Source organism: Pseudomonas sp. 57B-090624 (genome assembly GCF_003234055.1).
In the GTDB taxonomy this organism is placed as follows: Bacteria; Pseudomonadota; Gammaproteobacteria; order Pseudomonadales; family Pseudomonadaceae; genus Metapseudomonas; species Metapseudomonas tohonis.
The window spans coordinates 40,576-61,010 of record NZ_QKRU01000039.1 but is presented as its reverse complement, the minus strand read 5'-3'; the positions used below and the strand labels follow the sequence as shown (position 1 = coordinate 61,010).

The 20,435-nt window shown below is 64.7% G+C and carries 21 protein-coding genes; 17 read left to right on the top strand and 4 right to left on the bottom strand.

Annotated features, from left to right (window positions below; all coding sequences use genetic code 11):
• Positions 1-132 precede the first annotated feature (132 nt).
• The 10 genes from DMX10_RS18910 (at position 133) to hisC (ending at position 8,013) form a co-directional block, all read left to right on the top strand.
• A complete protein-coding gene (locus DMX10_RS18910) occupies positions 133-942 on the top strand; it encodes an ABC transporter ATP-binding protein (protein ID WP_111262496.1) in 810 nt (269 codons plus the stop codon).
• Complete coding sequence (mlaE, locus tag DMX10_RS18905) at positions 942-1,739, top strand: lipid asymmetry maintenance ABC transporter permease subunit MlaE (protein ID WP_111262495.1); 798 nt, start codon at positions 942-944, stop codon at positions 1,737-1,739. Before DMX10_RS18910 ends, mlaE begins: the two co-directional genes overlap by 1 nt.
• Positions 1,739-2,206, top strand: a complete 468-nt coding sequence (mlaD, locus tag DMX10_RS18900; protein WP_021217841.1) for an outer membrane lipid asymmetry maintenance protein MlaD — start codon at positions 1,739-1,741, stop codon at positions 2,204-2,206. The genes mlaE and mlaD overlap by 1 nt, the downstream gene beginning before the upstream one ends.
• 11 nt (positions 2,207-2,217) lie before the next feature.
• Positions 2,218-2,865, top strand: coding sequence for a phospholipid-binding protein MlaC (locus tag DMX10_RS18895; protein ID WP_111262505.1), 648 nt, complete (start codon positions 2,218-2,220; stop codon positions 2,863-2,865).
• The gene (locus DMX10_RS18890; RefSeq protein WP_111262494.1) at positions 2,858-3,166 is read left to right on the top strand and encodes a lipid asymmetry maintenance protein MlaB; all 309 of its coding nucleotides are present in this window, start codon (positions 2,858-2,860) and stop codon (positions 3,164-3,166) included. Before DMX10_RS18895 ends, DMX10_RS18890 begins: the two co-directional genes overlap by 8 nt.
• A 109-nt stretch (positions 3,167-3,275) precedes the next feature.
• The gene (locus DMX10_RS18885) at positions 3,276-3,515 is read left to right on the top strand and encodes a BolA family protein (RefSeq protein ID WP_111262493.1); all 240 of its coding nucleotides are present in this window, start codon (positions 3,276-3,278) and stop codon (positions 3,513-3,515) included.
• 23 nt (positions 3,516-3,538) lie between these two features.
• Complete coding sequence (murA, locus tag DMX10_RS18880) at positions 3,539-4,804, top strand: UDP-N-acetylglucosamine 1-carboxyvinyltransferase (protein WP_043241471.1); 1,266 nt, start codon at positions 3,539-3,541, stop codon at positions 4,802-4,804.
• A gap of 85 nt (positions 4,805-4,889) precedes the next feature.
• Positions 4,890-5,525, top strand: a complete 636-nt coding sequence (hisG, locus tag DMX10_RS18875) for an ATP phosphoribosyltransferase (RefSeq protein ID WP_111262492.1) — start codon at positions 4,890-4,892, stop codon at positions 5,523-5,525.
• Positions 5,526-5,644: 119 nt separating this feature from the next.
• Positions 5,645-6,958 carry a histidinol dehydrogenase gene (gene hisD / locus DMX10_RS18870; RefSeq protein WP_111262491.1) on the top strand — a complete coding sequence of 438 codons (1,314 nt, stop codon included), beginning with the start codon at positions 5,645-5,647 and terminating at the stop codon, positions 6,956-6,958.
• A gap of 2 nt (positions 6,959-6,960) precedes the next feature.
• On the top strand, positions 6,961-8,013 hold the full coding sequence (gene hisC, locus DMX10_RS18865; protein WP_111262490.1) for a histidinol-phosphate transaminase: 1,053 nt from the start codon (positions 6,961-6,963) through the stop codon (positions 8,011-8,013).
• 72 nt (positions 8,014-8,085) lie between these two features.
• On the opposite strand, the gene DMX10_RS18860 is transcribed toward hisC, so the two are convergent.
• The 3 genes from DMX10_RS18860 to algW all read right to left on the bottom strand — a co-directional run bounded on the left by DMX10_RS18860 (position 8,086) and on the right by algW (position 12,205).
• Complete coding sequence (locus DMX10_RS18860; protein ID WP_111262489.1) at positions 8,086-8,814, bottom strand: DUF4198 domain-containing protein; 729 nt, start codon at positions 8,812-8,814, stop codon at positions 8,086-8,088.
• A gap of 13 nt (positions 8,815-8,827) precedes the next feature.
• The gene (locus DMX10_RS18855; RefSeq protein WP_111262488.1) at positions 8,828-10,915 is read right to left on the bottom strand and encodes a TonB-dependent siderophore receptor; all 2,088 of its coding nucleotides are present in this window, start codon (positions 10,913-10,915) and stop codon (positions 8,828-8,830) included.
• Positions 10,916-11,047: 132 nt separating this feature from the next.
• Positions 11,048-12,205: a Do family serine endopeptidase AlgW gene (gene algW / locus DMX10_RS18850; protein ID WP_111262487.1), complete on the bottom strand. Its 1,158-nt coding sequence runs from the start codon at positions 12,203-12,205 to the stop codon at positions 11,048-11,050.
• Positions 12,206-12,317: 112 nt separating this feature from the next.
• Here algW and DMX10_RS18845 point away from each other — a divergent pair, with 112 nt between their 5' ends.
• From DMX10_RS18845 to cysN, 4 genes are all read left to right on the top strand, one after another.
• Positions 12,318-13,076, top strand: coding sequence for a Nif3-like dinuclear metal center hexameric protein (locus tag DMX10_RS18845; RefSeq protein ID WP_111262486.1), 759 nt, complete (start codon positions 12,318-12,320; stop codon positions 13,074-13,076).
• Positions 13,077-13,227: 151 nt separating this feature from the next.
• The gene (gene cysD, locus DMX10_RS18840; protein ID WP_021217853.1) at positions 13,228-14,145 is read left to right on the top strand and encodes a sulfate adenylyltransferase subunit CysD; all 918 of its coding nucleotides are present in this window, start codon (positions 13,228-13,230) and stop codon (positions 14,143-14,145) included.
• A 56-nt stretch (positions 14,146-14,201) separates the two neighbouring features.
• Positions 14,202-14,543, top strand: coding sequence for a four helix bundle protein (locus tag DMX10_RS18835; RefSeq protein ID WP_111262485.1), 342 nt, complete (start codon positions 14,202-14,204; stop codon positions 14,541-14,543).
• Positions 14,544-14,596: 53 nt separating this feature from the next.
• A complete protein-coding gene (gene cysN / locus DMX10_RS18830; protein ID WP_111262484.1) occupies positions 14,597-16,495 on the top strand; it encodes a sulfate adenylyltransferase subunit CysN in 1,899 nt (632 codons plus the stop codon).
• Positions 16,496-16,668: 173 nt separating this feature from the next.
• On the opposite strand, the gene DMX10_RS18825 is transcribed toward cysN, so the two are convergent.
• Positions 16,669-17,109 carry a YhcB family protein gene (locus DMX10_RS18825; RefSeq protein ID WP_111262483.1) on the bottom strand — a complete coding sequence of 147 codons (441 nt, stop codon included), beginning with the start codon at positions 17,107-17,109 and terminating at the stop codon, positions 16,669-16,671.
• Positions 17,110-17,235: 126 nt separating this feature from the next.
• On the opposite strand from DMX10_RS18825, the gene DMX10_RS18820 reads away from it, so the two are divergent.
• The 3 genes from DMX10_RS18820 to zapE all read left to right on the top strand — a co-directional run bounded on the left by DMX10_RS18820 (position 17,236) and on the right by zapE (position 20,432).
• Positions 17,236-17,865 (top strand): alpha/beta hydrolase, encoded by a 630-nt coding sequence (locus DMX10_RS18820; RefSeq protein ID WP_111262482.1) that lies wholly within the window; start codon positions 17,236-17,238, stop codon positions 17,863-17,865.
• A gap of 30 nt (positions 17,866-17,895) precedes the next feature.
• On the top strand, positions 17,896-19,242 hold the full coding sequence (locus tag DMX10_RS18815) for a tryptophan--tRNA ligase (RefSeq protein ID WP_111262481.1): 1,347 nt from the start codon (positions 17,896-17,898) through the stop codon (positions 19,240-19,242).
• A gap of 95 nt (positions 19,243-19,337) precedes the next feature.
• The gene (gene zapE / locus DMX10_RS18810; RefSeq protein ID WP_111262480.1) at positions 19,338-20,432 is read left to right on the top strand and encodes a cell division protein ZapE; all 1,095 of its coding nucleotides are present in this window, start codon (positions 19,338-19,340) and stop codon (positions 20,430-20,432) included.
• The last annotated feature ends 3 nt before the right edge of the window (positions 20,433-20,435 follow it).

Sequence of the window (20,435 nt, the reverse complement as noted above, 5' to 3'; positions counted from 1 at the left end):
GCGCTGCGGCCTTGGGTGGCATTGTGCTGCGATGCTATAGTTCGCCGCCTGTTCGGCCACCCCTCAGGCATCGTGTCCCGGCTGCCGGAGGCGACGTCTTCAGCAGGGATGGCCGCATCGCAAGGAGTACAGATGAGCGCTGATAACGCTTACGCCGTCGAGTTGAAGGGCGTCACCTTCAATCGCGGCACACGCAGTATTTTCCAGAACGTCGATATCCGTATCCCGCGTGGCAAGGTCACCGGGATCATGGGGCCGTCCGGTTGTGGCAAGACCACCCTGCTGCGCCTCATCGCCGCGCAGCTCAAGCCGGCGGCCGGAGAGGTCTGGGTCAACGGGCAGAACCTGCCGACGCTGTCCCGGGCCGACCTGTTCGACATGCGCAAGCAGTTCGGCGTGCTGTTCCAGAGCGGTGCGCTGTTCACCGATCTCGATGTGTTCGAGAACGTCGCCTTCCCGCTTCGGGTGCATACCAAGCTGCCCGAGGAAATGATTCGTGACATTGTCCTGATGAAGCTGCAGGCAGTCGGCCTGCGCGGCGCCATCGACCTGATGCCCGACGAGCTCTCCGGCGGCATGAAGCGCCGTGTGGCGCTGGCCCGCGCCATCGCGCTGGACCCGCAGATCCTCATGTACGACGAGCCTTTCGTCGGCCAGGACCCTATCGCCATGGGCGTGCTGGTACGGCTTATCCGTCTCCTCAACGATGCCCTGGGCATCACCAGCATCGTGGTGTCCCATGACCTGGCGGAAACCGCCAGCATCGCCGACTACATCTATGTGGTGGGGGATGCCCAGGTGCTGGGGCAGGGGACCCCCGCGGAGCTCATGGAGTCGGATAACCCGAGGATCCGCCAGTTCATGAAAGGCATCCCCGACGGGCCGGTGCCTTTTCACTTCCCGGCACCCGATTACCGCAACGATTTGCTGGGAGAGCGTTGATGCGTAAGAAGTCTCCGCTCGAGCGCATCCGCCTGCTCGGGCGTGCCGGCCTGGACGTCGTCGAGGCGCTGGGCCGTTCCACCCTGTTCCTGCTGCGTGCGCTGTTCGGGCGCACCGGCACCGGCGCGGGTTTCCAGCTGTTGGTCAAGCAACTGTATTTCGTCGGCGTACTGTCGCTGCCGATCATCGTCGTATCCGGTGTCTTCATCGGCATGGTGCTGGCCTTGCAGGGCTACAACATCCTGGTGGAGTACGGCTCTGAGCAGGCGGTCGGCCAGATGGTCGCGCTGACCTTGCTGCGTGAGCTGGGGCCCGTGGTCACCGCGCTGCTGTTCGCCGGGCGTGCCGGTTCCGCGCTGGCGGCCGAGATCGGCAACATGAAGTCCACCGAGCAGCTCTCCAGCCTGGAGATGATCGGTGTCGACCCGCTCAAGTACATCATCGCCCCCCGGCTCTGGGCCGGCTTCATATCCATGCCGTTGCTGGCGATGATCTTCAGCGTGGTGGGAATCTGGGGCGGTGCGATGGTCGCCGTCGATTGGCTGGGGGTCTACGATGGCTCCTTCTGGGCCAACATGCAGAACAGTGTCGAATTCACCGAAGATGTGCTGAATGGCGTGCTGAAAAGCGTGGTCTTCGCCTTCGTGGTGACCTGGATCGCCGTGTTCCAGGGGTATGACTGCGAGCCGACCTCCGAAGGGATCAGCCGCGCAACGACTAAAACCGTGGTCTATGCCTCGCTGGCCGTGCTGGGGCTCGACTTCATCCTGACCGCCTTGATGTTTGGAGATTTCTGATGCAAATCCGCACCCTGGAAATTGGTGTCGGCCTGTTCCTCCTGGCCGGGTTGCTCGCCCTGCTGCTCCTGGCGCTGCGCGTGAGCGGCCTGTCGGTCGGTGGCGCCAGCGAAACCTATAAGGTCTATGCGCATTTCGACAATATCGCCGGTTTGACTGTCAGAGCAAAAGTGACCATGGCCGGTGTGACCATCGGCAAGGTCACCGCCATCGATCTGGACCGCGAAAGCTACACCGGCAGGGTCACCATGGAGCTGGAGAAGCGCGTCGACAACCTGCCGACCGATTCCACCGCTTCCATCCTCACTGCCGGCCTGCTGGGCGAGAAGTACATCGGCATCAGCGTCGGCGGCGACGACCAGTTGCTGAAGGACGGCGGCACCATCCGCGACACCCAGTCGGCGCTGGTGCTGGAGGACCTGATCGGCAAGTTCCTGCTCAACACGGTGAATAAGGAAAGCAAGTGAGGACCTTCGACATGATCAAAGCAATGCGTAACGGCCTGCTGGTTCTGCTCGCCGCGCTGCCCCTGCTGGCCAATGCGGCGCCGAGCGCGCGCGATGTGGTGCAGCAGACCACCGACAAGCTGCTCAGCGACCTCAAGGCCAACAAGCAGCAGTACCGCAGCAACCCGGGCGCCTTCTACGACGCGCTGAACGACATCCTCGGTCCGGTGGTGGATGCCGATGGCATCTCCCGCAGCATCATGACGGTCAAGTACTCGCGCAATGCGACCCCGGAGCAGATGACCCGCTTCCAGGAGAACTTCAAGCGCAGCCTGATGCAGTTCTACGGCAACGCCCTGCTGGAGTACGACAACCAGGACATCCGCGTGCTGCCCGCCAAGCAGGAAGATCCCGAGCGCACCAGCGTCGGTATGGAAGTGAAGGACAGCAAGGGTACGGTCTATCCGGTGTCCTACACCATGGTCAACCTCGACGGCCAGTGGATGTTGCGCAACGTGATCATCAACGGCATCAACATCGGCAAGCTGTTCCGCGACCAGTTCGCCGACACCATGCAGAAGAATGGCAACGACCTGGACAAGACCATCGACGGCTGGGCCGAGGTAGTGGCCAAGGCCAAGCAGACCGAGGAAGGCCAGAAGGCTGCCGGTCATGAGTGAGGCAACGCTCAGCACCGGCACCGGCGGGGAGTTGAAGCTCTCCGGTGTGCTGGACTTCCGTAGCGGCCCCGAATTGCGCGAGACCGGCGCCCGGCTGATCCGCGAGCACGGCCTGAGCGACCTGGTGCTGGACTGCTCCGGCGTCGAGAAGTCCAGCAGCGTCGGCCTTTCGTTGCTCCTGGCCTTCATGCGTGACGCGCGCCAGGCCGGCAAGACGCTGACCATCCGCGCCTTGCCCGAGGACATGCGGCAGATCGCCGGCGTCTCCGGGCTCGACGAGCTGCTGCCGCTGGAAGTGTGAAAGACGTCGAAAGCCCTCCGTCAGACCTTGCTCGTGCGGGGTTCGCAGGCGGAGGGCTTTTTTGTATCATGGCCGACCCGCGCGCGTAGGGCGCCGATTGAGGTTGAGCATGCAGGCCGTAGAAGTGAAAAGCCTCCTGGAGGCGAAGCTGCCCGGAACCGAGGTGGTAGTTGAAGGGGAAGGCTGCAACTTCCAGTTGAATCTGATCAGCGACGAGCTGGCCGGCATGAGCCCGGTCAAGCGCCAGCAGCAGGTTTATGCCCATCTGAACGCCTGGATCGCCGATGGCAGCATCCACGCGGTCACCATGAAATTCTTCAGCCGCGCTGGCTGGGCCGAGCGTTCCTGAGCCTACGGGCGACGAGATTCCAAATGGACAAACTGATTATTACCGGCGGCCAACGCCTCGATGGCGAAATCCGTATTTCGGGCGCCAAGAACTCGGCCCTGCCGATCCTCGCGGCCACCTTGCTGGCCGATACGCCGGTCACCGTGTGCAACCTGCCGCACCTGCACGACATCACCACGATGATCGAACTCTTCGGTCGCATGGGCGTGCAGCCGGTGATCGACGAGAAGCTCAGCGTCGAAGTCGACGCCAGCACCATCAAGACCCTGGTCGCACCCTACGAGCTGGTGAAGACCATGCGCGCCTCGATCCTGGTGCTCGGCCCGATGGTCGCGCGCTTCGGTGAAGCCGAAGTGGCGCTGCCAGGTGGCTGCGCGATCGGTTCCCGCCCGGTCGACCTGCACATCCGCGGCCTCGAGGCCATGGGCGCGCTGATCGACGTCGACGGCGGCTACATCAAGGCCCGCGCACCGGCTGGTGGCCTGCGTGGCGCACACTTCTTCTTCGATACCGTGAGCGTGACCGGTACCGAGAACATCATGATGGCCGCCACCCTGGCCAACGGCCGTACCGTGCTGGAAAACGCCGCACGCGAGCCGGAAGTGGTCGACCTGGCCAACTGCCTGATCGCCATGGGCGCGCAGATCCAGGGCGCCGGCACCGACACCATCATCATCGACGGCGTGAAGCGCCTCGGCGGCGCGCGCTACAGCGTGATGCCCGACCGCATCGAGACCGGCACCTACCTGGTCGCCGCCGCTTCCACCGGTGGCCGCGTCAAGCTCAAGGACACCGATCCGACCATCCTCGAATCCGTGCTGCTGAAGCTGGAAGAGGCCGGGGCTCACATCAGCACCGGCAACAACTGGATCGAGCTGGACATGAAGGGCAACCGCCCGAAAGCGGTCAACGTGCGCACCGCGCCCTACCCGGCGTTCCCCACCGACATGCAGGCCCAGTTCATTTCCATGAACGCCGTGGCCGAAGGCACCGGCGCGGTCATCGAGACCGTGTTCGAAAACCGCTTCATGCACGTCTACGAGATGAACCGCATGGGTGCGCAGATCCTGGTCGAGGGCAACACCGCCATCGTCACCGGCGTTCCGCAGCTCAAGGGCGCTCCGGTCATGGCCACCGACCTGCGGGCGTCCGCCAGCCTGGTCATCGCCGGCCTGGTCGCCGAGGGCGACACCCTGATCGACCGCATCTACCACATCGACCGTGGTTACGAGTGCATCGAGGAAAAACTGCAGCTGCTCGGCGCCAAGATCCGCCGCGTGCCGGGTTAGGTGACGCTCGGGCCGACCGCTGACGGTCGGCCCGCACGCACCCTCAAGGGCCCGCAGAGGGCCGAAGCCAAGGACATCCAGTTCCATGCTCACCATCGCGTTATCCAAGGGCCGCATCCTCGACGACACCCTGCCGCTGCTGGCGGAGGCGGGCATCGTTCCCACCGAGAACCCGGACAAGAGCCGCAAGCTGATCATCCCCACCACCCAGGATGATGTGCGCCTGCTGATCGTCCGTGCCACCGACGTGCCGACCTATGTCGAGCATGGTGCGGCGGACCTCGGCGTGGCCGGCAAGGATGTGCTGATGGAGTACGGTGGCCAGGGCCTGTACGAGCCCCTGGACTTGCGCATCGCCCGTTGCAAGCTGATGACCGCTGGCGCGGTCGGCGTGCCCGAACCCAAGGGGCGCCTGCGCGTGGCCACCAAGTTCGTCAACGTCGCCAAGCGCTACTACGCCGAACAGGGTCGCCAGGTCGAAGTGATCAAGCTCTACGGCTCCATGGAGCTGGCCCCGCTGGTCGGCCTGGCCGACAAGATCATCGACGTGGTCGACACTGGCAACACCCTGCGCGCCAATGGCCTGGAGCCCCAGGAACTGATCGCCACCATCAGCTCCCGCTTGGTGGTCAACAAGGCCTCGATGAAGATGCAGCACGCCCGTATCCAGGCGCTGATCGACACCCTGCGCCAAGCGGTCGAGTCGCGACACCACGACTGACACCCGTGCGGCTCCGGCCGCACCCGCCTATCCGTGTCATAGCCAATAATCTCGGGTGCCCGCACGGTGGGCTTGCTACTCTAGCGGCGCCCGAGCATTTGCCAATAACGAGGCCCGCTATGACCGTTCAAACCGCTGTTCGCCGACTCAATGCCGCTGATCCGGACTTCGCTCGTCATCTGGATCATCTGCTGAGCTGGGAAAGCGTATCCGACGAGTCGGTCAACCAGCGCGTCCTCGACATCATCAAGGCCGTGCGCGAGCGTGGCGATTCCGCCCTGGTCGAATTCACCCAGCGTTTCGATGGCCTGGCCGTCGACTCCATGGCTGACCTGATCCTGCCGCGCGAGCGCCTGGAACTGGCCCTGACCCGCATCACCGCCGAGCAGCGCCAGGCCCTAGAGACCGCCGCCGAGCGCGTGCGCCTCTACCACGAGAAACAGAAACAGGATTCCTGGACCTACACCGAGGCCGATGGCACCGTGCTGGGCCAGCAGGTCACCCCGCTGGACCGCGCCGGCCTCTACGTGCCGGGCGGCAAGGCGTCCTACCCGTCGTCCGTGCTGATGAACGCCATCCCCGCGAAGGTCGCCGGCGTCGCCGAAGTGGTGATGGTCGTGCCGACCCCGCGTGGCGAGATCAACGAAATCGTCCTCGCTGCCGCCTGCGTGGCCGGCGTCGACCGCGTCTTCACCATCGGCGGGGCCCAGGCCGTGGCCGCACTGGCCTATGGCACCGAGAGCGTGCCCCAGGTGGACAAGATCGTCGGCCCCGGCAACATCTATGTCGCCACCGCCAAGCGCCACGTGTTCGGCCAGGTAGGCATCGACATGATCGCCGGTCCCTCGGAGATCCTCGTCGTCTGCGACGGCCAGACCGACCCGGACTGGATCGCCATGGACCTGTTCTCTCAGGCCGAGCACGACGAAGACGCCCAGTCCATCCTGGTCAGCCCCGATGCCGAGTTCCTCGACAAGGTGGCCGCCAGCATCGACAAGCTGCTGCCGACCATGGAGCGTGCCGAAATCATCCGCACCTCCCTCGAAGGTCGTGGCGCGCTGATCCAGGTCGCCGACATGCAGCAGGCGATCACCGTCGCCAACCGCATCGCCCCCGAGCACCTGGAGCTGTCTGTTGCCGACCCGCAGGCCTGGCTGCCGCAGATCCGCCATGCCGGCGCCATCTTCATGGGCCGCTACACCGCCGAGGCGCTGGGCGACTACTGCGCCGGCCCGAACCATGTGCTGCCCACTTCCGGCACCGCGCGTTTCTCCTCGCCGCTGGGCGTGTATGACTTCCAGAAGCGCTCGTCGATCATCTTCTGCTCCGCGGACGGTGCCTCGGAGCTGGGCAAGACCGCGTCCGTGCTGGCCCGTGGCGAGTCGCTGACCGCCCACGCCCGCAGCGCCGAATACCGGATCAAGGGAGAATGACGATGAGCAAGTTCTGGAGTCCCTTCGTCAAGGAATTGGTGCCCTACGTTCCGGGCGAGCAGCCGAAGATCGCCAACCTGGTGAAGCTGAACACCAACGAGAACCCCTACGGCCCCTCGCCGAAGGCCATTGCGGCCATGCAGGCGGAGCTGGGCGACAGCCTGCGCCTGTACCCGGACCCGAACAGCGACCGCCTCAAGCAGGCTGTGGCCGAGCACTACGGCGTGCAGACCACCCAGGTGTTCGTCGGCAACGGCTCCGACGAGGTGCTGGCGCACATCTTCCATGGCCTGTTCCAGCACGGCCGGCCGCTGTTGTTCCCGGACGTGACCTACAGCTTCTACCCGGTCTATTGCGGCCTCTACGGCATCCCGTTCGAGGCTCTGCCGCTGGACGAGCAGTTCCAGATACGCGTCGAGGACTATGCGCGCCCCAACGCCGGCATCATCTTCCCCAACCCCAACGCCCCCACTGGCTGCCTGCTGGCGCTGGAGGCGGTGGAGAAGCTGCTGCAGGGCAGCCCGGACTCGGTGGTGGTGGTCGACGAGGCCTACATCGACTTCGGTGGTGAGAGCGCCATCGCCCTGGTGGACCGCTACCCGAACCTGCTGGTCACCCAGACCCTGTCCAAGTCCCGTTCCCTGGCCGGCCTGCGCGTGGGCCTGGCGGTGGGACACCCGGACCTGATCGAGGCCCTGGAGCGCATCAAGAACAGCTTCAACTCCTACCCGCTGGATCGCATGGCCATAGTCGGCGCCGCTGCGGCGTTCGAGGACCGCGAGTGGTTCGAGCAGACCTGCGCCAAGGTCATCGACAGTCGCGAGCGGGTGGTGAGCGAACTGGAAAAGCGTGGCTTCGAGGTGCTGCCCTCGGCGGCCAACTTCGTCTTCGCCCGGCACCCGGGCAAGGATGCAGCGGGTATCGCTGCCGGCCTGCGCGAGAAGGGCGTGATCGTGCGCCATTTCAAGCAGGCGCGCATCGCCCAGTTCCTGCGCATCACCATCGGCACGCCGGAGCAGAACCAGGCGCTGCTGGATGCACTCGACGCCGCCTGACTCCAGGGGCGAGAACCAGAAAAGCCGAGACGGGAAACCGCCTCGGCTTTTTTCATGGACAGGTGCTGCCTGTTACTCGTGATGCGCTTCGCCGACGAAGGTCAATGAGGTGAAGAAGCCGTGCTCCTCGGCTTCCGGGTCCTTGTCGCTCTTCACCGTGGCCTGGGCGGCGATCACGTTGAGACCGGCGTTGCGCACCAGTACCTTGGCCTTGCCCTGGGCATCGGTGGTGGCGCTGACGGTGTGCGGATCGCTGCGGTAGTCGCCGAACAGCTCGATGCCCGCCGCCGGCTTGCCGTCCATCAGTACCTGGACGGGCAGCGGTTTGCCCGGGCCGACGGCAAGCGGGTCGACCTGCGGCACGATGACCAGGCGCACGCGCTCCAGGGCCGGCAGCTTCGCGCCTTCCTGGTAGACCGCCAGGCTGTACTTCCAGGTGTGGATGGAGGCGACAGCGCCCTTCACCTGGTCGCGGCCCTTGTTGATCCACTGCTTGTCGGCGGTCTGCGACCAGGCGCCGTTGTCCAGCGCCACGGCCAGGCTGGCCGGTGGCTTGAGGGGCTGCAGGCGGGCGTGGTCGTCGAGGCGCTGAACGGTGACCGGGATCATCTTGCCGGCCGCGTCATAGGCCCAGGCGCCGCTGACCTTTTCGGCCTTGAAGGCGTCGTCCTCGGCGCCGTGCCCATAGATCACCTCGATGTTGCCGCGGCGCTGTTCGGTCCAGAGGCCATGGGCCTGTGCCTGGCCGACGAGGAGGGCGCCGAGGGCGGCGGTGAGCAGCAGTTTGCTGGGGAGTCGCATGGGGGAATCCTTGTCAGAGGTTGAGGGTAAGGCTGAGGGTCAGGTTGCGCGGGTCGCCCGGCAGCACCCAGACGCTGTTGTAGGAGCGCTCGTAGTACTTGCGGTCGAAGACATTGTTGAGGTTCACGCCGATGATGAGGTCATCGCTGGCCTTGTAGTGGGCGAGCAGGTCGAGGGTGCTGTAGGCGGGCAGTTCGAAGGCGCTACCGGCCTGGCCTGAGCGGTCGCCGACATAGTGGGCGGCCGCGCCGACATCCGAGCCGCGTAGCCAGCCGTCCTGGAACTCGTAGACGCCCATCAGGCTGCCGCTGTGCCTGGCGATGCCGAGCAGGCGGCTGCCTTCGGGCAAGGTGTTGTCCTTGGTCACCTCGGCATCGATATAGGCGTAGGCGCCGATCAGGCGGACGGCGTCGGTGAGCTGGCCGGCGACCTGCATGTCCAGGCCCTGGCTGCGTGCCTTGCCGGCAGCGATGTTCTGGCTCGGGTCGCTGGGGTTGGCGGTCAGCACGTTCTCCTTCTCGATATGGAAGAGCGCGATCGTGGCGCCAAGGCGGCTTTCGAGCAGGTCCAGCTTGACCCCACTCTCATAGCCGACGCCTTTCTCCGGCTTGAATACCGTGCCCTGGCTGCTGATGGCGTTGGGCTTGACCGAAGTGGAGGCGTTGGCGAACACGCCGACTTCCGGGGTCAGCTGGTAGAGCAACCCGAGGCGCGGGGTGACGACATCCTTGTGCTGGGCGTTGCGGATGCGGGTGGAGCGGTCCAGGGCCGCCTGCTCGAAGCGCTCCATGCGCACACCCACCAGCCCGCGCAGCCGATCGGTGAAGGCGATCTGGTCCTGCAGGTTCAGCGAATGGCTTTCCACCCGTTCGAAGAAATCGTTCTTGCGGGTGAGCGCGGGCTTGGGCTGGCCGTATATGGGGTTGTGGATATCCAGGCCGTAGCTGAACAGGGTGTCGCTCTGGGGGTACTTCTGGCTGTTGCGGTAGTTCTCGTACTCCAGGCCGATCAGCGTCTGGTGCTGCCAGGTTCCGGTGGCGAAGGTGCCGTGCAGCTCGGCCTGGGTGATGCTGTCGTTCCATTCGAAGTCGCGCTGGCGGTAGAAGCGGCTGACGAGGTCGCCGGCCAGGCGCGAAGTCTCCGAAGAGTCACCGGCGAGGCGGCCCTGGGCGTAGTGGTTGGCCAGGCGCAGCTTCCAGTCGTCGTTCAGGTAGTGTTCGAGGCTGACCTGCAGCATCTGGTTGCGGTTGCGGATCTCGCCGTCGTTGGGCTCGCCGAGGAAGGTGGAGCGCTTGACCGAGCCCAGCTGGTTGCCGGGGGCGGGGATGCCACGATCGAACACCGACTCATGGCGTACGAACTCGCTCTCGATCAGCAGGCGCGTGTCCGGGCTCAGCTGCCAGCTCAGGGACGGGCTGACCACCAGGCGCTCGCTGCCGACGTGGTCGCGGAAGCTCTGGTTGTCCTCCACCGCGAGGTTGATGCGCGACAGTAGGGTGCCGGCGTCGTCCAGCGGCGTGTTGACGTCGAGGCTGCTGCGGTAGCGGTCCCAGCTGCCTGCGCTGGCTTGGAAGCGGGCGAAGGCTTCCTCCTCGGGCTTCTTGGTGACGATGTTGACCAGCCCGCCCGGGTCGCCACGCCCGTAGAGGCTCGCTGCCGGGCCCTTGAGCACCTCGATGCGCTCGATGCCGCTGGCGTCCGGCGAGCTGTAGCTTCCGCGGTTGATGGCGAAGCCGTTCTTGTACAGCTCGCCGGTGGTGAAGCCGCGCACGCTGTAGTTGAGGAAGGTCAGGCCGCCGAAGTTGTTCTGCCGGGAGACGCCGCCGGCGAAATCCAGCGCGCGGTCGATGCGGGTGGTATTGAGATCGTCCAGTACCTGGGCGGGGACGACGGCGACGGATTGGGGCACGTCGCGCAGGTCGGTGTCGGTTCGTGTGGCGCTCGCCGAGCGGGTAGCGCGATAGCCGGTGACGGGGCCGTCGGCGCGTTCGTGGCGTGATTCGATGGTGATTTCTTCAAGTTCAAGCGGGTTGGCGTTTGCACTGCCGCTGGCCAGGCCAAGGGCCAGTCCAGCGAGCGAGGCGATGCTGCGTGACTTCATTGTCGGTGGGTCTCAGGGCGATAAAGATGTAATAACATAACATCTTATTTTTTCATCTTTCATCTGCTGCGTTCAAGGGAGAGGGCGTGTGGGGGGCAGAAACAAGAACGGCGCCATCAGGCGCCGTTCGGGTCAGTCGTTTTCCGCGGGGGCGGTCTGCTGCGGGGGCCTCAGGCCTACCTCGGCGGAAAGCTCGATGATCTTGCCGTTGCGCATCACCTCGACACTGACCTTCTCGCCCGGCTTGGTGCGCGCCACCTGGTTCATGGAGCGGCGACCGTCGCCGGCGGGCTCGCCGTCGATGCTGAGGATGATGTCGCCCGGCTGCAGGTTGGCGCGCTGCGCAGGGGTGTCGCGGTAGATGCCGGCGATGACGATGCCCGGGCGGCCTTCGAGGCCGAAGGATTCGGCCAGTTCGGGCGTCAAGGGCTGCACTTCGATGCCGAGCCAGCCTCGGATCACCTGGCCGTGCTCGATGATGGCCTTCATCACGTCGAGGGCGAGCTTGGCGGGGATGGCGAAGCCGATGCCCTGGGAGCCGCCGGACTTGGAGAAGATCGCGGTGTTGATGCCGATCAGATTGCCGCTGGCATCCACCAGCGCGCCGCCGGAGTTGCCCGGGTTGATGGCGGCGTCGGTCTGGATGAAGTCCTCGTAGGTATTGAGGCCGAGCTGGTTGCGGCCGGTGGCGCTGATGATGCCCATGGTCACGGTCTGGCCGAATCCGAAGGGGTTGCCGATGGCCAGGGCGACGTCGCCGATGCGGATGTTGTCGGAGCGCCCGAGGGTGATGGCGGGCAGGTTGTCGAGGTCGATCTTGAGCACCGCGAGGTCGGTCTCGGGGTCGCTGCCCACCAGGCGGGCGAGGGTCTCGCGGCCGTCCTTGAGGGCGACCACGATCTGGTCGGCACCGGCGGTGACGTGGTTGTTGGTCAGCAGGTAGCCCTCGGGGCTCATGATCACCGCCGAACCCAGGCTGGACTCCATGCGCCGCTGGCGGGGCAGGTTGTCACCGAAGAAGCGGCGGAACTGCGGGTCCTCGAACAGCGGATGGGCCGGCTTGCTCACCACCTTGGTGGTGTAGAGGTTGACCACGGCGGGGGAGGCGCTGTTGACCGCCTCCGCATAGGACTCGGGCCCCTGGCGCGAGAAACTGTACTTGGGCGCTTCCTGCAGGTGCACCTGTTGGCGGGGCAGGCCCACCAGTTCGGGGTATTGCTGGATGATCAGCAGTGCTACGAGTACGCCGACAAGCAGGGGCCAGCCGAAGAAACGCAGGGCCTTGAGCATCGAGGGGAATCCTGAGGGTTGCGAGGGGCGAGGGTGCCCCTTAAGGTGGCGCCATTATACGGGGCGGCAGCCAATAAAATAGCCGCTCGCAACAGCTTGTGAGGAGAGGCAGATGGCCATTGCACTGACCACCCTGGTGGAGGAAGCGGAGCGTTTTCTCGGGGCCTCGCGGATCTCGGACTACTGCCCGAACGGCCTCCAGGTCGAGGGCCGGCCGCAGGTTCGACGCATCGTCAGCGGGGTGACCGCGAGCCAGGCACTGCTGGATGCGGCGGTGGAAGCCGAGGCCGATGTGGTGCTGGTGCACCATGGCTATTTCTGGAAGGGCGAGAACCCCTGCGTGGTCGGTATCAAGCAGCGGCGCCTGAAGACTCTTCTGGCCAATGACATCAGCCTGCTGGCCTACCACCTGCCGTTGGACGTGCACCCGGAAGTGGGCAACAACGTGCAGCTCGCCCGCCAACTGGACATCATCGTCGAAGGCCCGCTGGAGCCGGACAACCCGCGCACCGTCGGCCTGATCGGCTCCCTGGCCGAGCCGCTCACCCCACGCGACTTCGCCCGCCGCGTGCAAGACGCGCTCGGTCGCGAACCGTTGCTGGTGGAAGGCCCGGAGATGATCCGCCGCATCGGCTGGTGCACCGGCGGCGGCCAGGGCTACATCGACACGGCCATCGCCGCCGGTGTCGATCTCTACCTGACCGGCGAGGCTTCGGAGCAGACCTTTCACAGCGCGCGTGAAAACGGCATCAGCTTCATCGCCGCCGGCCACCACGCCACCGAACGCTATGGCGTGCAGGCGCTGGGGGACTACCTGGCGCGGCGTTTCGCCATCGAACACCTGTTCATCGATTGCCCCAATCCCATCTAGAAAGCCGCCCCGTAACGCCCATTCCGGCAGGTATAAAGCTAGATCGTTTCGTTCTAAGTGGGGCCCTGAATAGAAGAAGGCGCTGTGCTAGAGTGCGCCCTCGTCCACGGCCCGCAGGCCGTCGTATCAGATAAGAAATCCGTGAGTAGCCATGCTCGACAAACTGACGCACCTGAAACAGCTGGAGGCGGAAAGTATCCACATCATTCGTGAGGTGGCCGCCGAATTCGATAACCCGGTGATGCTGTACTCCATCGGCAAGGACTCCGCCGTCATGCTGCACCTGGCGCGCAAGGCCTTCTTTCCGGGCAAGCTGCCGTTCCCGGTGATGCACGTCGATACCCAGTGGAAGTTCCAGGAGATGTACCGGTTCCGCGACAAGATGGTCGCCGACCTGGGCCTCGAGCTGATCACCCACGTAAACCCCGAAGGCAAGGCTCAGGGCATCAACCCCTTCACCCACGGCAGTGCCAAGCACACCGACATCATGAAGACCGAGGGCCTCAAGCAGGCCCTGGACAAGTACGGCTTCGATGCGGCCTTCGGTGGCGCGCGCCGCGACGAGGAGAAATCCCGCGCCAAGGAGCGCGTGTACTCCTTCCGCGACAGCAAGCACCGCTGGGACCCGAAGAACCAGCGCCCCGAGCTGTGGAACGTCTACAACGGCAAGGTCAAGAAGGGCGAATCCATCCGCGTCTTCCCGCTCTCCAACTGGACCGAGCTGGACATCTGGCAATACATCTACCTGGAGCAGATCCCGATCGTCCCGCTGTACTTCGCCGCCGAGCGCGAAGTCATCGAGAAGAACGGCACGCTGATCATGATCGACGACGACCGCATCCTCGAGCACCTCTCTGACGAAGAGAAGGCGCGCATCGAGAAACGCATGGTGCGTTTCCGCACCCTGGGCTGCTACCCGCTGACCGGCGCGGTCGAGTCGGAGGCCACCAGCCTCACCGACATCATCCAGGAAATGCTCCTGACCCGAACTTCCGAACGCCAGGGCCGCGTCATCGACCATGACGGTGCCGGTTCGATGGAAGAGAAAAAGCGGCAGGGGTATTTCTAGAAAACAGTTGCAAGCAGCAAGCGGCAAGCTTCAAGCAGGGAATGACTGGAGTTCGAATGGATTTCGAGCGACTCGATGTCTGGCGAAGATCCAAGCAGCTCACGGTAAGCATCTACAGGGCGTTCGCGGAATGCCGCGATGCAGGGTTCAAGGATCAGGTAACCCGTTCGGCGCTGTCCGTACCCAGCAATATTGCCGAGGGTATGGAACGTGGAAGCGCCAAGGAGAAATGCCGGTATCTGTGGATTGCCAAGGCATCCTGCGGTGAGCTGCGAACCCAGCTGATGATCGGCGCTGAAATCGGGTATATAGCGGAGTCGCTTGCCGCTGATTGGGTAGTCGAAACCCGCGAGCTGTCGAGAATGCTCACGGGGTTGATCAACAAAATTTCTGTCTAGCTGTACGCCGACGAGCTTGCCGCTTGAGGCTTGCAGCTTGGAGCTTGAGTGAAATGAGCCACCAATCCGATCTGATCAGCCAGGACATCCTCGCGTACCTGGCCCAGCACGAGCGCAAGGAACTCCTGCGCTTCCTCACCTGCGGCAACGTCGACGACGGCAAGAGCACCCTGATCGGGCGCCTGCTGCACGACTCCAAGATGATCTACGAAGACCATCTGGAGGCCATCACCCGCGATTCCAAGAAGGTCGGCACCACGGGTGACGAAGTGGACCTGGCGCTGCTGGTGGATGGCCTGCAGGCCGAGCGCGAGCAGGGCATCACCATCGATGTCGCCTACCGCTACTTCTCCACCGCCAAGCGCAAGTTCATCATCGCCGACACCCCCGGCCATGAGCAGTACACGCGCAACATGGCCACCGGCGCGTCCACCTGCGACCTGGCGATCATCCTGGTCGATGCCCGCTACGGCGTGCAGACCCAGACCCGCCGTCACAGCTACATCGCGTCGCTGCTGGGCATCAAGCACATCGTCGTCGCCATCAACAAGATGGACCTGAAGGATTTCGATCAGGGCGTGTTCGAGTCGATCAAGGCCGACTACCTGCAGTTCGCCGAGCGCATCAAGCTCAACCCGACCTCCATCCACTTCGTGCCGATGTCGGCGCTGAAGGGCGACAACGTCGTGAACAAGAGCGAGCGGTCGCCCTGGTACACCGGCCAGTCGCTGATGGAAATCCTCGAGACCGTCGAGGTTTCCGGTGATCGCAACTTCGACGACATGCGCTTCCCGGTGCAGTACGTCAATCGCCCCAACCTGAACTTCCGCGGCTTCGCCGGTACCCTGGCCAGCGGCGTCGTACACAAGGGCGACGAGGTCGTTGTGCTGCCCTCGGGCAAGGGCAGCAAGATCAAGTCCATCGTCACCTTCGAAGGCGAGCTGGAGCAGGCCGGCCCCGGCCAGGCCATCACGCTGACCCTGGAAGACGAGATCGACGTATCCCGTGGCGACATGCTGGTGCATGCCGACAACCGCCCGCAGGTCACCGATGGCTTCGAGGCCATGCTGGTGTGGATGTCCGAGGAGCCGATGCTCCCGGGCAAGAAGTACGACATCAAGCGCGCCACCAGCTATGTGCCGGGTTCCATCGCCAGCATCGCCCACAAGGTGGACGTGAACACCCTGGAAGAGGGCGCCGCCAGCGACCTGCAGTTGAACGAGATCGCCAGGGTCAAGGTCAGCCTGGACGCGCCCATTGCCCTCGACGGCTATGAGCGCAATCGCACCACCGGTGCCTTCATCGTCATCGATCGCCTCACCAACGGCACCGTCGGCGCCGGCATGATCATCGCTGCGCCGGTTGCCTCGGGTGGCCAGGGCAGCCATGGCGAGTCGGCCCATGTCTCCACCGAGGAACGTGCCGCGCGCTTCGGCCAGAAACCGGCCACCGTGCTGTTCAGCGGCCTCTCCGGCGCCGGCAAGAGCACCCTGGCCTATGCCGTCGAGCGCAAGCTGTTCGACATGGGCCGTGCGGTCTACGTCCTCGATGGCCAGAACCTCCGTCACGACCTGAACAAGGGCCTGCCGCAGGATCGCGCCGGGCGCACCGAGAACTGGCGCCGTGCCGCCCATGTGGCGCGCCAGTTCAACGAAGCCGGCCTGCTGACCCTGGCCGCCTTCGTAGCGCCGGACGCCGAGGGGCGTGAACAGGCCAAGGTGCTGATCGGCAGCGACCGCCTGATCACCGTATACGTCCAGGCGTCCCCGCAGGTCTGCCGTGAGCGTGACCCGCAAGGGCTCTACGCGGCCGATCAGGACAACATCCCAGGTGAGTCTTTCCCCTACGATGTGCCGTTGAATGCCGACCTGGTGATCGACACCCAGAGCCAGTCGGTTGAAGAGGGCGTCAAGGCGGTGCTCGACCTGCTACGCAGCCGCGGCGCGATCTGATCGCACTGCAGTGAAAAAGCCCCGCTGATGCGGGGCTTTTTCTTTGCGCCACCCAGGCCCGCAACTCCCGCCTGGCTCGGATGTGGCCGGGACTTCATTCCGGGGGAGTCGGGATCAATACTGAAATGAAAAAGCCCCGCCAGGGCGGGGCTTTCGTCGGCGCATCCAGGGGCTCAGTACTTGCCCTTGAGGCCGAAGTTCTCGTCTAGCGTGCCCGGGCCGTCCGGCGACTTGGGCGCGTAGTCCTTGGGCGCCTCGTGGCTGCGCGGCGGGGTCAGGCGTTCGCGCGGGCCGGGGGCGTCGTCCGTGTGCAGGGCGGCGAGCAGTCGCTGGCGCGTCAGTTCGTCCAGGGCCAGGCGGCTGGCGCCATCGGACAGGTGTTCCTGCACTTCCTGGTAGCTCTGGGTGAGTTTCTTCACCAGGCTGGCGGTGGTGTTGAAGTGGGTGACCACTTCACTCTGATAGGTATCGAAGCGTGCCTGCAGGTCATCCAGTTGCCGCTGCGTGCGGTTCGGCGCGGTGCCGGGCAGCAGTCGGGCGACCAGAAAACCGATGCCGATACCGGCGAGCAGAGCGAGTGCTGGCAACAACCAGGCCGTGAGCGACTGTTCCACGAGTCCTTCCTCTATAAGCAGCTTTGCATTACGTTAACGGCTCGAATCCGCGCTGTATACCGCGACGCAAGCCCTGTGGTGCTTAACCAAGACGAGTCGACCCGGTCCGGGGTCACGGAGTTCCCGTTGTCCAATCGTGAAAATCCCATTCTGCTCCAGGGGCCAAGTGGCCAGCTGGAAGCGCTTCATCTCGACCTGCCCGATGCCAAGGGGCTGGCGCTGATCTGCCACCCGAACCCGATCCAGGGCGGGACCATGCTCAACAAGGTCGTCTCCACCCTGCAGCGCACTGCCCGCGATGCCGGCTACAGCACCCTGCGCTTCAACTACCGCGGCGTCGGCGCCAGCGCCGGCAGCCATGACATGAACACCGGCGAGGTGGATGACGCCGAAGCGGCCGCCCACTGGTTCCGCGCCCAGCGTCCGGAGCTGGCGCTGACGCTGTTCGGTTTTTCCTTCGGCGGCTTCGTCGCGGCGAGCCTGGCCGGTCGCCTGGAACAGCAGGGCATCGAAGTGCCCCGGTTGTTCATGGTGGCGCCGGCGGTGAAGCGCCTTACCGTCGACACGCCGCTGCCCGCCCGTGGCGAACTGACGGTGATCCAGCCGGACACCGACGAGGTCGTCGAGCCGCAGGCGGTGTATGACTGGTCCGCCTCCCTACAACGCTCCCATGAGCTGCTGAAAGTGGCAGAATGCGGGCACTTCTTTCATGGCAAGCTGACCGATCTGAAGGATCTGGTCCTGCCGCGCCTCTGACCCCGACAGCCGTCCGACAAGCGATCCCCCATGACCACTCGTATCCTCACCGGCATCACCACCACCGGTACTCCACACCTCGGCAATTACGCCGGTGCCATCCGTCCCGCCATCGTCGCCAGCCGTGATGCCGACGTCGACTCCTTCTACTTCCTGGCCGACTACCACGCGCTGATCAAGTGCGACGACCCGGCGCGTATCCAGCGCTCGCGCCTGGAGATCGCCGCCACCTGGCTGGCCTGTGGCCTGGACACCGACAAGGCGACCTTCTACCGCCAGTCGGACATTCCCGAGATCCCCGAGCTCACCTGGCTGCTCACCTGCGTCGCGGCCAAGGGCCTGCTCAACCGCGCACATGCCTACAAGGCGTCGGTGGACAAGAACGTGGAGAACGGCGAGGACCCGGATGCGGGCGTCACCATGGGCCTGTACAGCTACCCGGTGCTGATGGCGGCGGACATCCTCATGTTCAACGCCCACAAGGTGCCGGTCGGCCGTGACCAGATCCAGCATGTGGAAATGGCCCGCGACATCGGCCAGCGCTTCAACCACCTGTTCGGCGCCGGCCGCGAGCTCTTCACCCTGCCGGAGGCGGTGATCGAGGAGGAAGTGGCCACCCTGCCGGGCCTGGACGGTCGCAAGATGTCCAAGAGCTACGACAACACCATCCCGCTGTTCGGCAGCGCCAAGCAGCTTAAGGACGCCATCGCCCGCATCGTCACCGACTCGCGCGCCCCCGGCGAGCCAAAGGACCCGGACAGCTCCCACCTGTACACCCTCTACCAGGCCTTCTCCACGCCGGCGCAGCTGGCGGCCTTCCGCGCCGAGTTGCTCGACGGCCTCGCGTGGGGCGAAGCCAAGCAGCGTCTGTTCCAGCTGCTGGACAATGAGCTGGGTGAAGCCCGCGAGCGGTACCACGCGCTTATCGAGCGTCCGGCCGATCTGGAAGACATCCTCCTCGCCGGTGCCGCCAAGGCCCGCAAGACTGCGACGCCCTTCCTCAACGAGCTGCGCGAGGCGGTCGGTTTGCGCTCCTTCCGCAGCAATGTGCAGAGTGCCGATGCCGGCAAGAAGAAAGCGGCCAAGAGTGCGCGTTTCGTCAGCTTCCGCGAAGACGACGGCAGCTTCCGCTTCCGCCTGCTGGCTGCCGATGGCGAGCAGTTGCTGCTGTCCCGGACCTTCGCCGATGGCAAGTCCTCGGGCATGGTGACCAAGCGCCTGCAAGCCGGCAGCGCCCTGGATATCCGCGCCGAAGGCACCAGCTACGGCCTGTGGCTCGATGGCGAGGTTGTGGGGCAGGGTGGCGAGTTCGCTGATTCCGATGCCCGTGACGCCGCCGTGCAGCGTTTGCGTGAGGCCCTTGCCCCACAGGAGTAAGGCGCTTTCTTACGGCCGGCGTAGCTGGCCGATTGCCAAGAAACGGGGCCGTCGCTAAAGTGACGGCCCCGTTTTTCGTTGCCTTGCTACCGATCATGACCCCCCTCGAGCGTTACCAGGCCGATCTCAAGCGGCCGGACTTCTTCCACGACGCCGCGCAGGAAACTGCCGTCCGCCATCTGCAGCGCCTGTACGACGACCTGATCGCCGACAGCCAGAACAAGCCCGGTCTGTTTGGCAGTCTGTTCGCCAAGAAGCGCCAGGGGCCGGTCAAGGGCCTGTATTTCTGGGGCGGCGTAGGTCGCGGCAAGACCTATCTGGTCGATACCTTCTTCGATGCCTTGCCGTTCAAGGAGAAGATGCGTACCCACTTCCACCGCTTCATGAAGCGTGTGCACGAGGAGATGCGAACTCTCAAGGGCGAGAAGAACCCCCTGACCATCATCGGCAAGCGCTTCGCCGATGAGGCCCGGGTGATCTGCTTCGACGAGTTCTTCGTCTCCGACATCACCGACGCGATGATCCTCGCCACCTTGCTGGATGAGCTGTTCAAGAACGGTGTGAGCCTGGTGGCGACGTCCAACATCGTCCCGGACGGCTTGTACAAGGATGGCCTGCAGCGCGCTCGCTTCCTGCCGGCCATCGCCTTGCTCAAGCAGCACACCGACATCGTCAACGTCGACAGCGGCGTGGACTACCGGCTGCGTGCCCTGGAGCAGGCCGAGCTGTTCCATTGGCCTCTGGGCGACGAGGCCGAGGCCAGCCTGAAGAAAAGCTTCAGGAGCCTGCTGCCCGATTGCACCCAGGCCCAGGAGAACGAGGCGCTGATGATCGAGAACCGCGAGATCCGTGCGATCCGCGTGTGCGAGGACGTCGCCTGGTTCGAGTTCCGCGAACTCTGCGATGGCCCGCGCAGCCAGAACGACTACATCGAGCTGGGCAAGATCTTCCACGCGGTGATCCTGGCCAACGTCGAGCAGATGGGCGTGGCCAAGGACGACATGGCGCGGCGCTTCATCAACCTGGTGGATGAGTTCTACGACCGCAACGTCAAGCTCATCATCTCCGCCGAAGTGGAGCTGAAGGACCTGTACACCGGTGGTCGCCTGACTTTCGAGTTCCAGCGCACCCTCAGCCGCTTGCTGGAGATGCAGTCCCACGAGTTCCTCTCTCGGCCGCATAAGCCTTGAAGA

Bases quoted from the DNA above. Each gene is read 5' to 3' on its own strand.
- DMX10_RS18910 (WP_111262496.1), top strand. From the start codon at position 133: ATGAGCGCTGATAACGCTTACGCCGTCGAGTTGAAGGGCGTCACCTTC.
- mlaE (WP_111262495.1), top strand. From the start codon at position 942: ATGCGTAAGAAGTCTCCGCTCGAGCGCATCCGCCTGCTCGGGCGTGCC.
- mlaD (WP_021217841.1), top strand. From the start codon at position 1,739: ATGCAAATCCGCACCCTGGAAATTGGTGTCGGCCTGTTCCTCCTGGCC.
- DMX10_RS18895 (WP_111262505.1), top strand. From the start codon at position 2,218: ATGATCAAAGCAATGCGTAACGGCCTGCTGGTTCTGCTCGCCGCGCTG.
- DMX10_RS18890 (WP_111262494.1), top strand. From the start codon at position 2,858: ATGAGTGAGGCAACGCTCAGCACCGGCACCGGCGGGGAGTTGAAGCTC.
- DMX10_RS18885 (WP_111262493.1), top strand. From the start codon at position 3,276: ATGCAGGCCGTAGAAGTGAAAAGCCTCCTGGAGGCGAAGCTGCCCGGA.
- murA (WP_043241471.1), top strand. From the start codon at position 3,539: ATGGACAAACTGATTATTACCGGCGGCCAACGCCTCGATGGCGAAATC.
- hisG (WP_111262492.1), top strand. From the start codon at position 4,890: ATGCTCACCATCGCGTTATCCAAGGGCCGCATCCTCGACGACACCCTG.
- hisD (WP_111262491.1), top strand. From the start codon at position 5,645: ATGACCGTTCAAACCGCTGTTCGCCGACTCAATGCCGCTGATCCGGAC.
- hisC (WP_111262490.1), top strand. From the start codon at position 6,961: ATGAGCAAGTTCTGGAGTCCCTTCGTCAAGGAATTGGTGCCCTACGTT.
- DMX10_RS18860 (WP_111262489.1), bottom strand. From the start codon at position 8,814: ATGCGACTCCCCAGCAAACTGCTGCTCACCGCCGCCCTCGGCGCCCTC.
- DMX10_RS18855 (WP_111262488.1), bottom strand. From the start codon at position 10,915: ATGAAGTCACGCAGCATCGCCTCGCTCGCTGGACTGGCCCTTGGCCTG.
- algW (WP_111262487.1), bottom strand. From the start codon at position 12,205: ATGCTCAAGGCCCTGCGTTTCTTCGGCTGGCCCCTGCTTGTCGGCGTA.
- DMX10_RS18845 (WP_111262486.1), top strand. From the start codon at position 12,318: ATGGCCATTGCACTGACCACCCTGGTGGAGGAAGCGGAGCGTTTTCTC.
- cysD (WP_021217853.1), top strand. From the start codon at position 13,228: ATGCTCGACAAACTGACGCACCTGAAACAGCTGGAGGCGGAAAGTATC.
- DMX10_RS18835 (WP_111262485.1), top strand. From the start codon at position 14,202: ATGGATTTCGAGCGACTCGATGTCTGGCGAAGATCCAAGCAGCTCACG.
- cysN (WP_111262484.1), top strand. From the start codon at position 14,597: ATGAGCCACCAATCCGATCTGATCAGCCAGGACATCCTCGCGTACCTG.
- DMX10_RS18815 (WP_111262481.1), top strand. From the start codon at position 17,896: ATGACCACTCGTATCCTCACCGGCATCACCACCACCGGTACTCCACAC.
- zapE (WP_111262480.1), top strand. From the start codon at position 19,338: ATGACCCCCCTCGAGCGTTACCAGGCCGATCTCAAGCGGCCGGACTTC.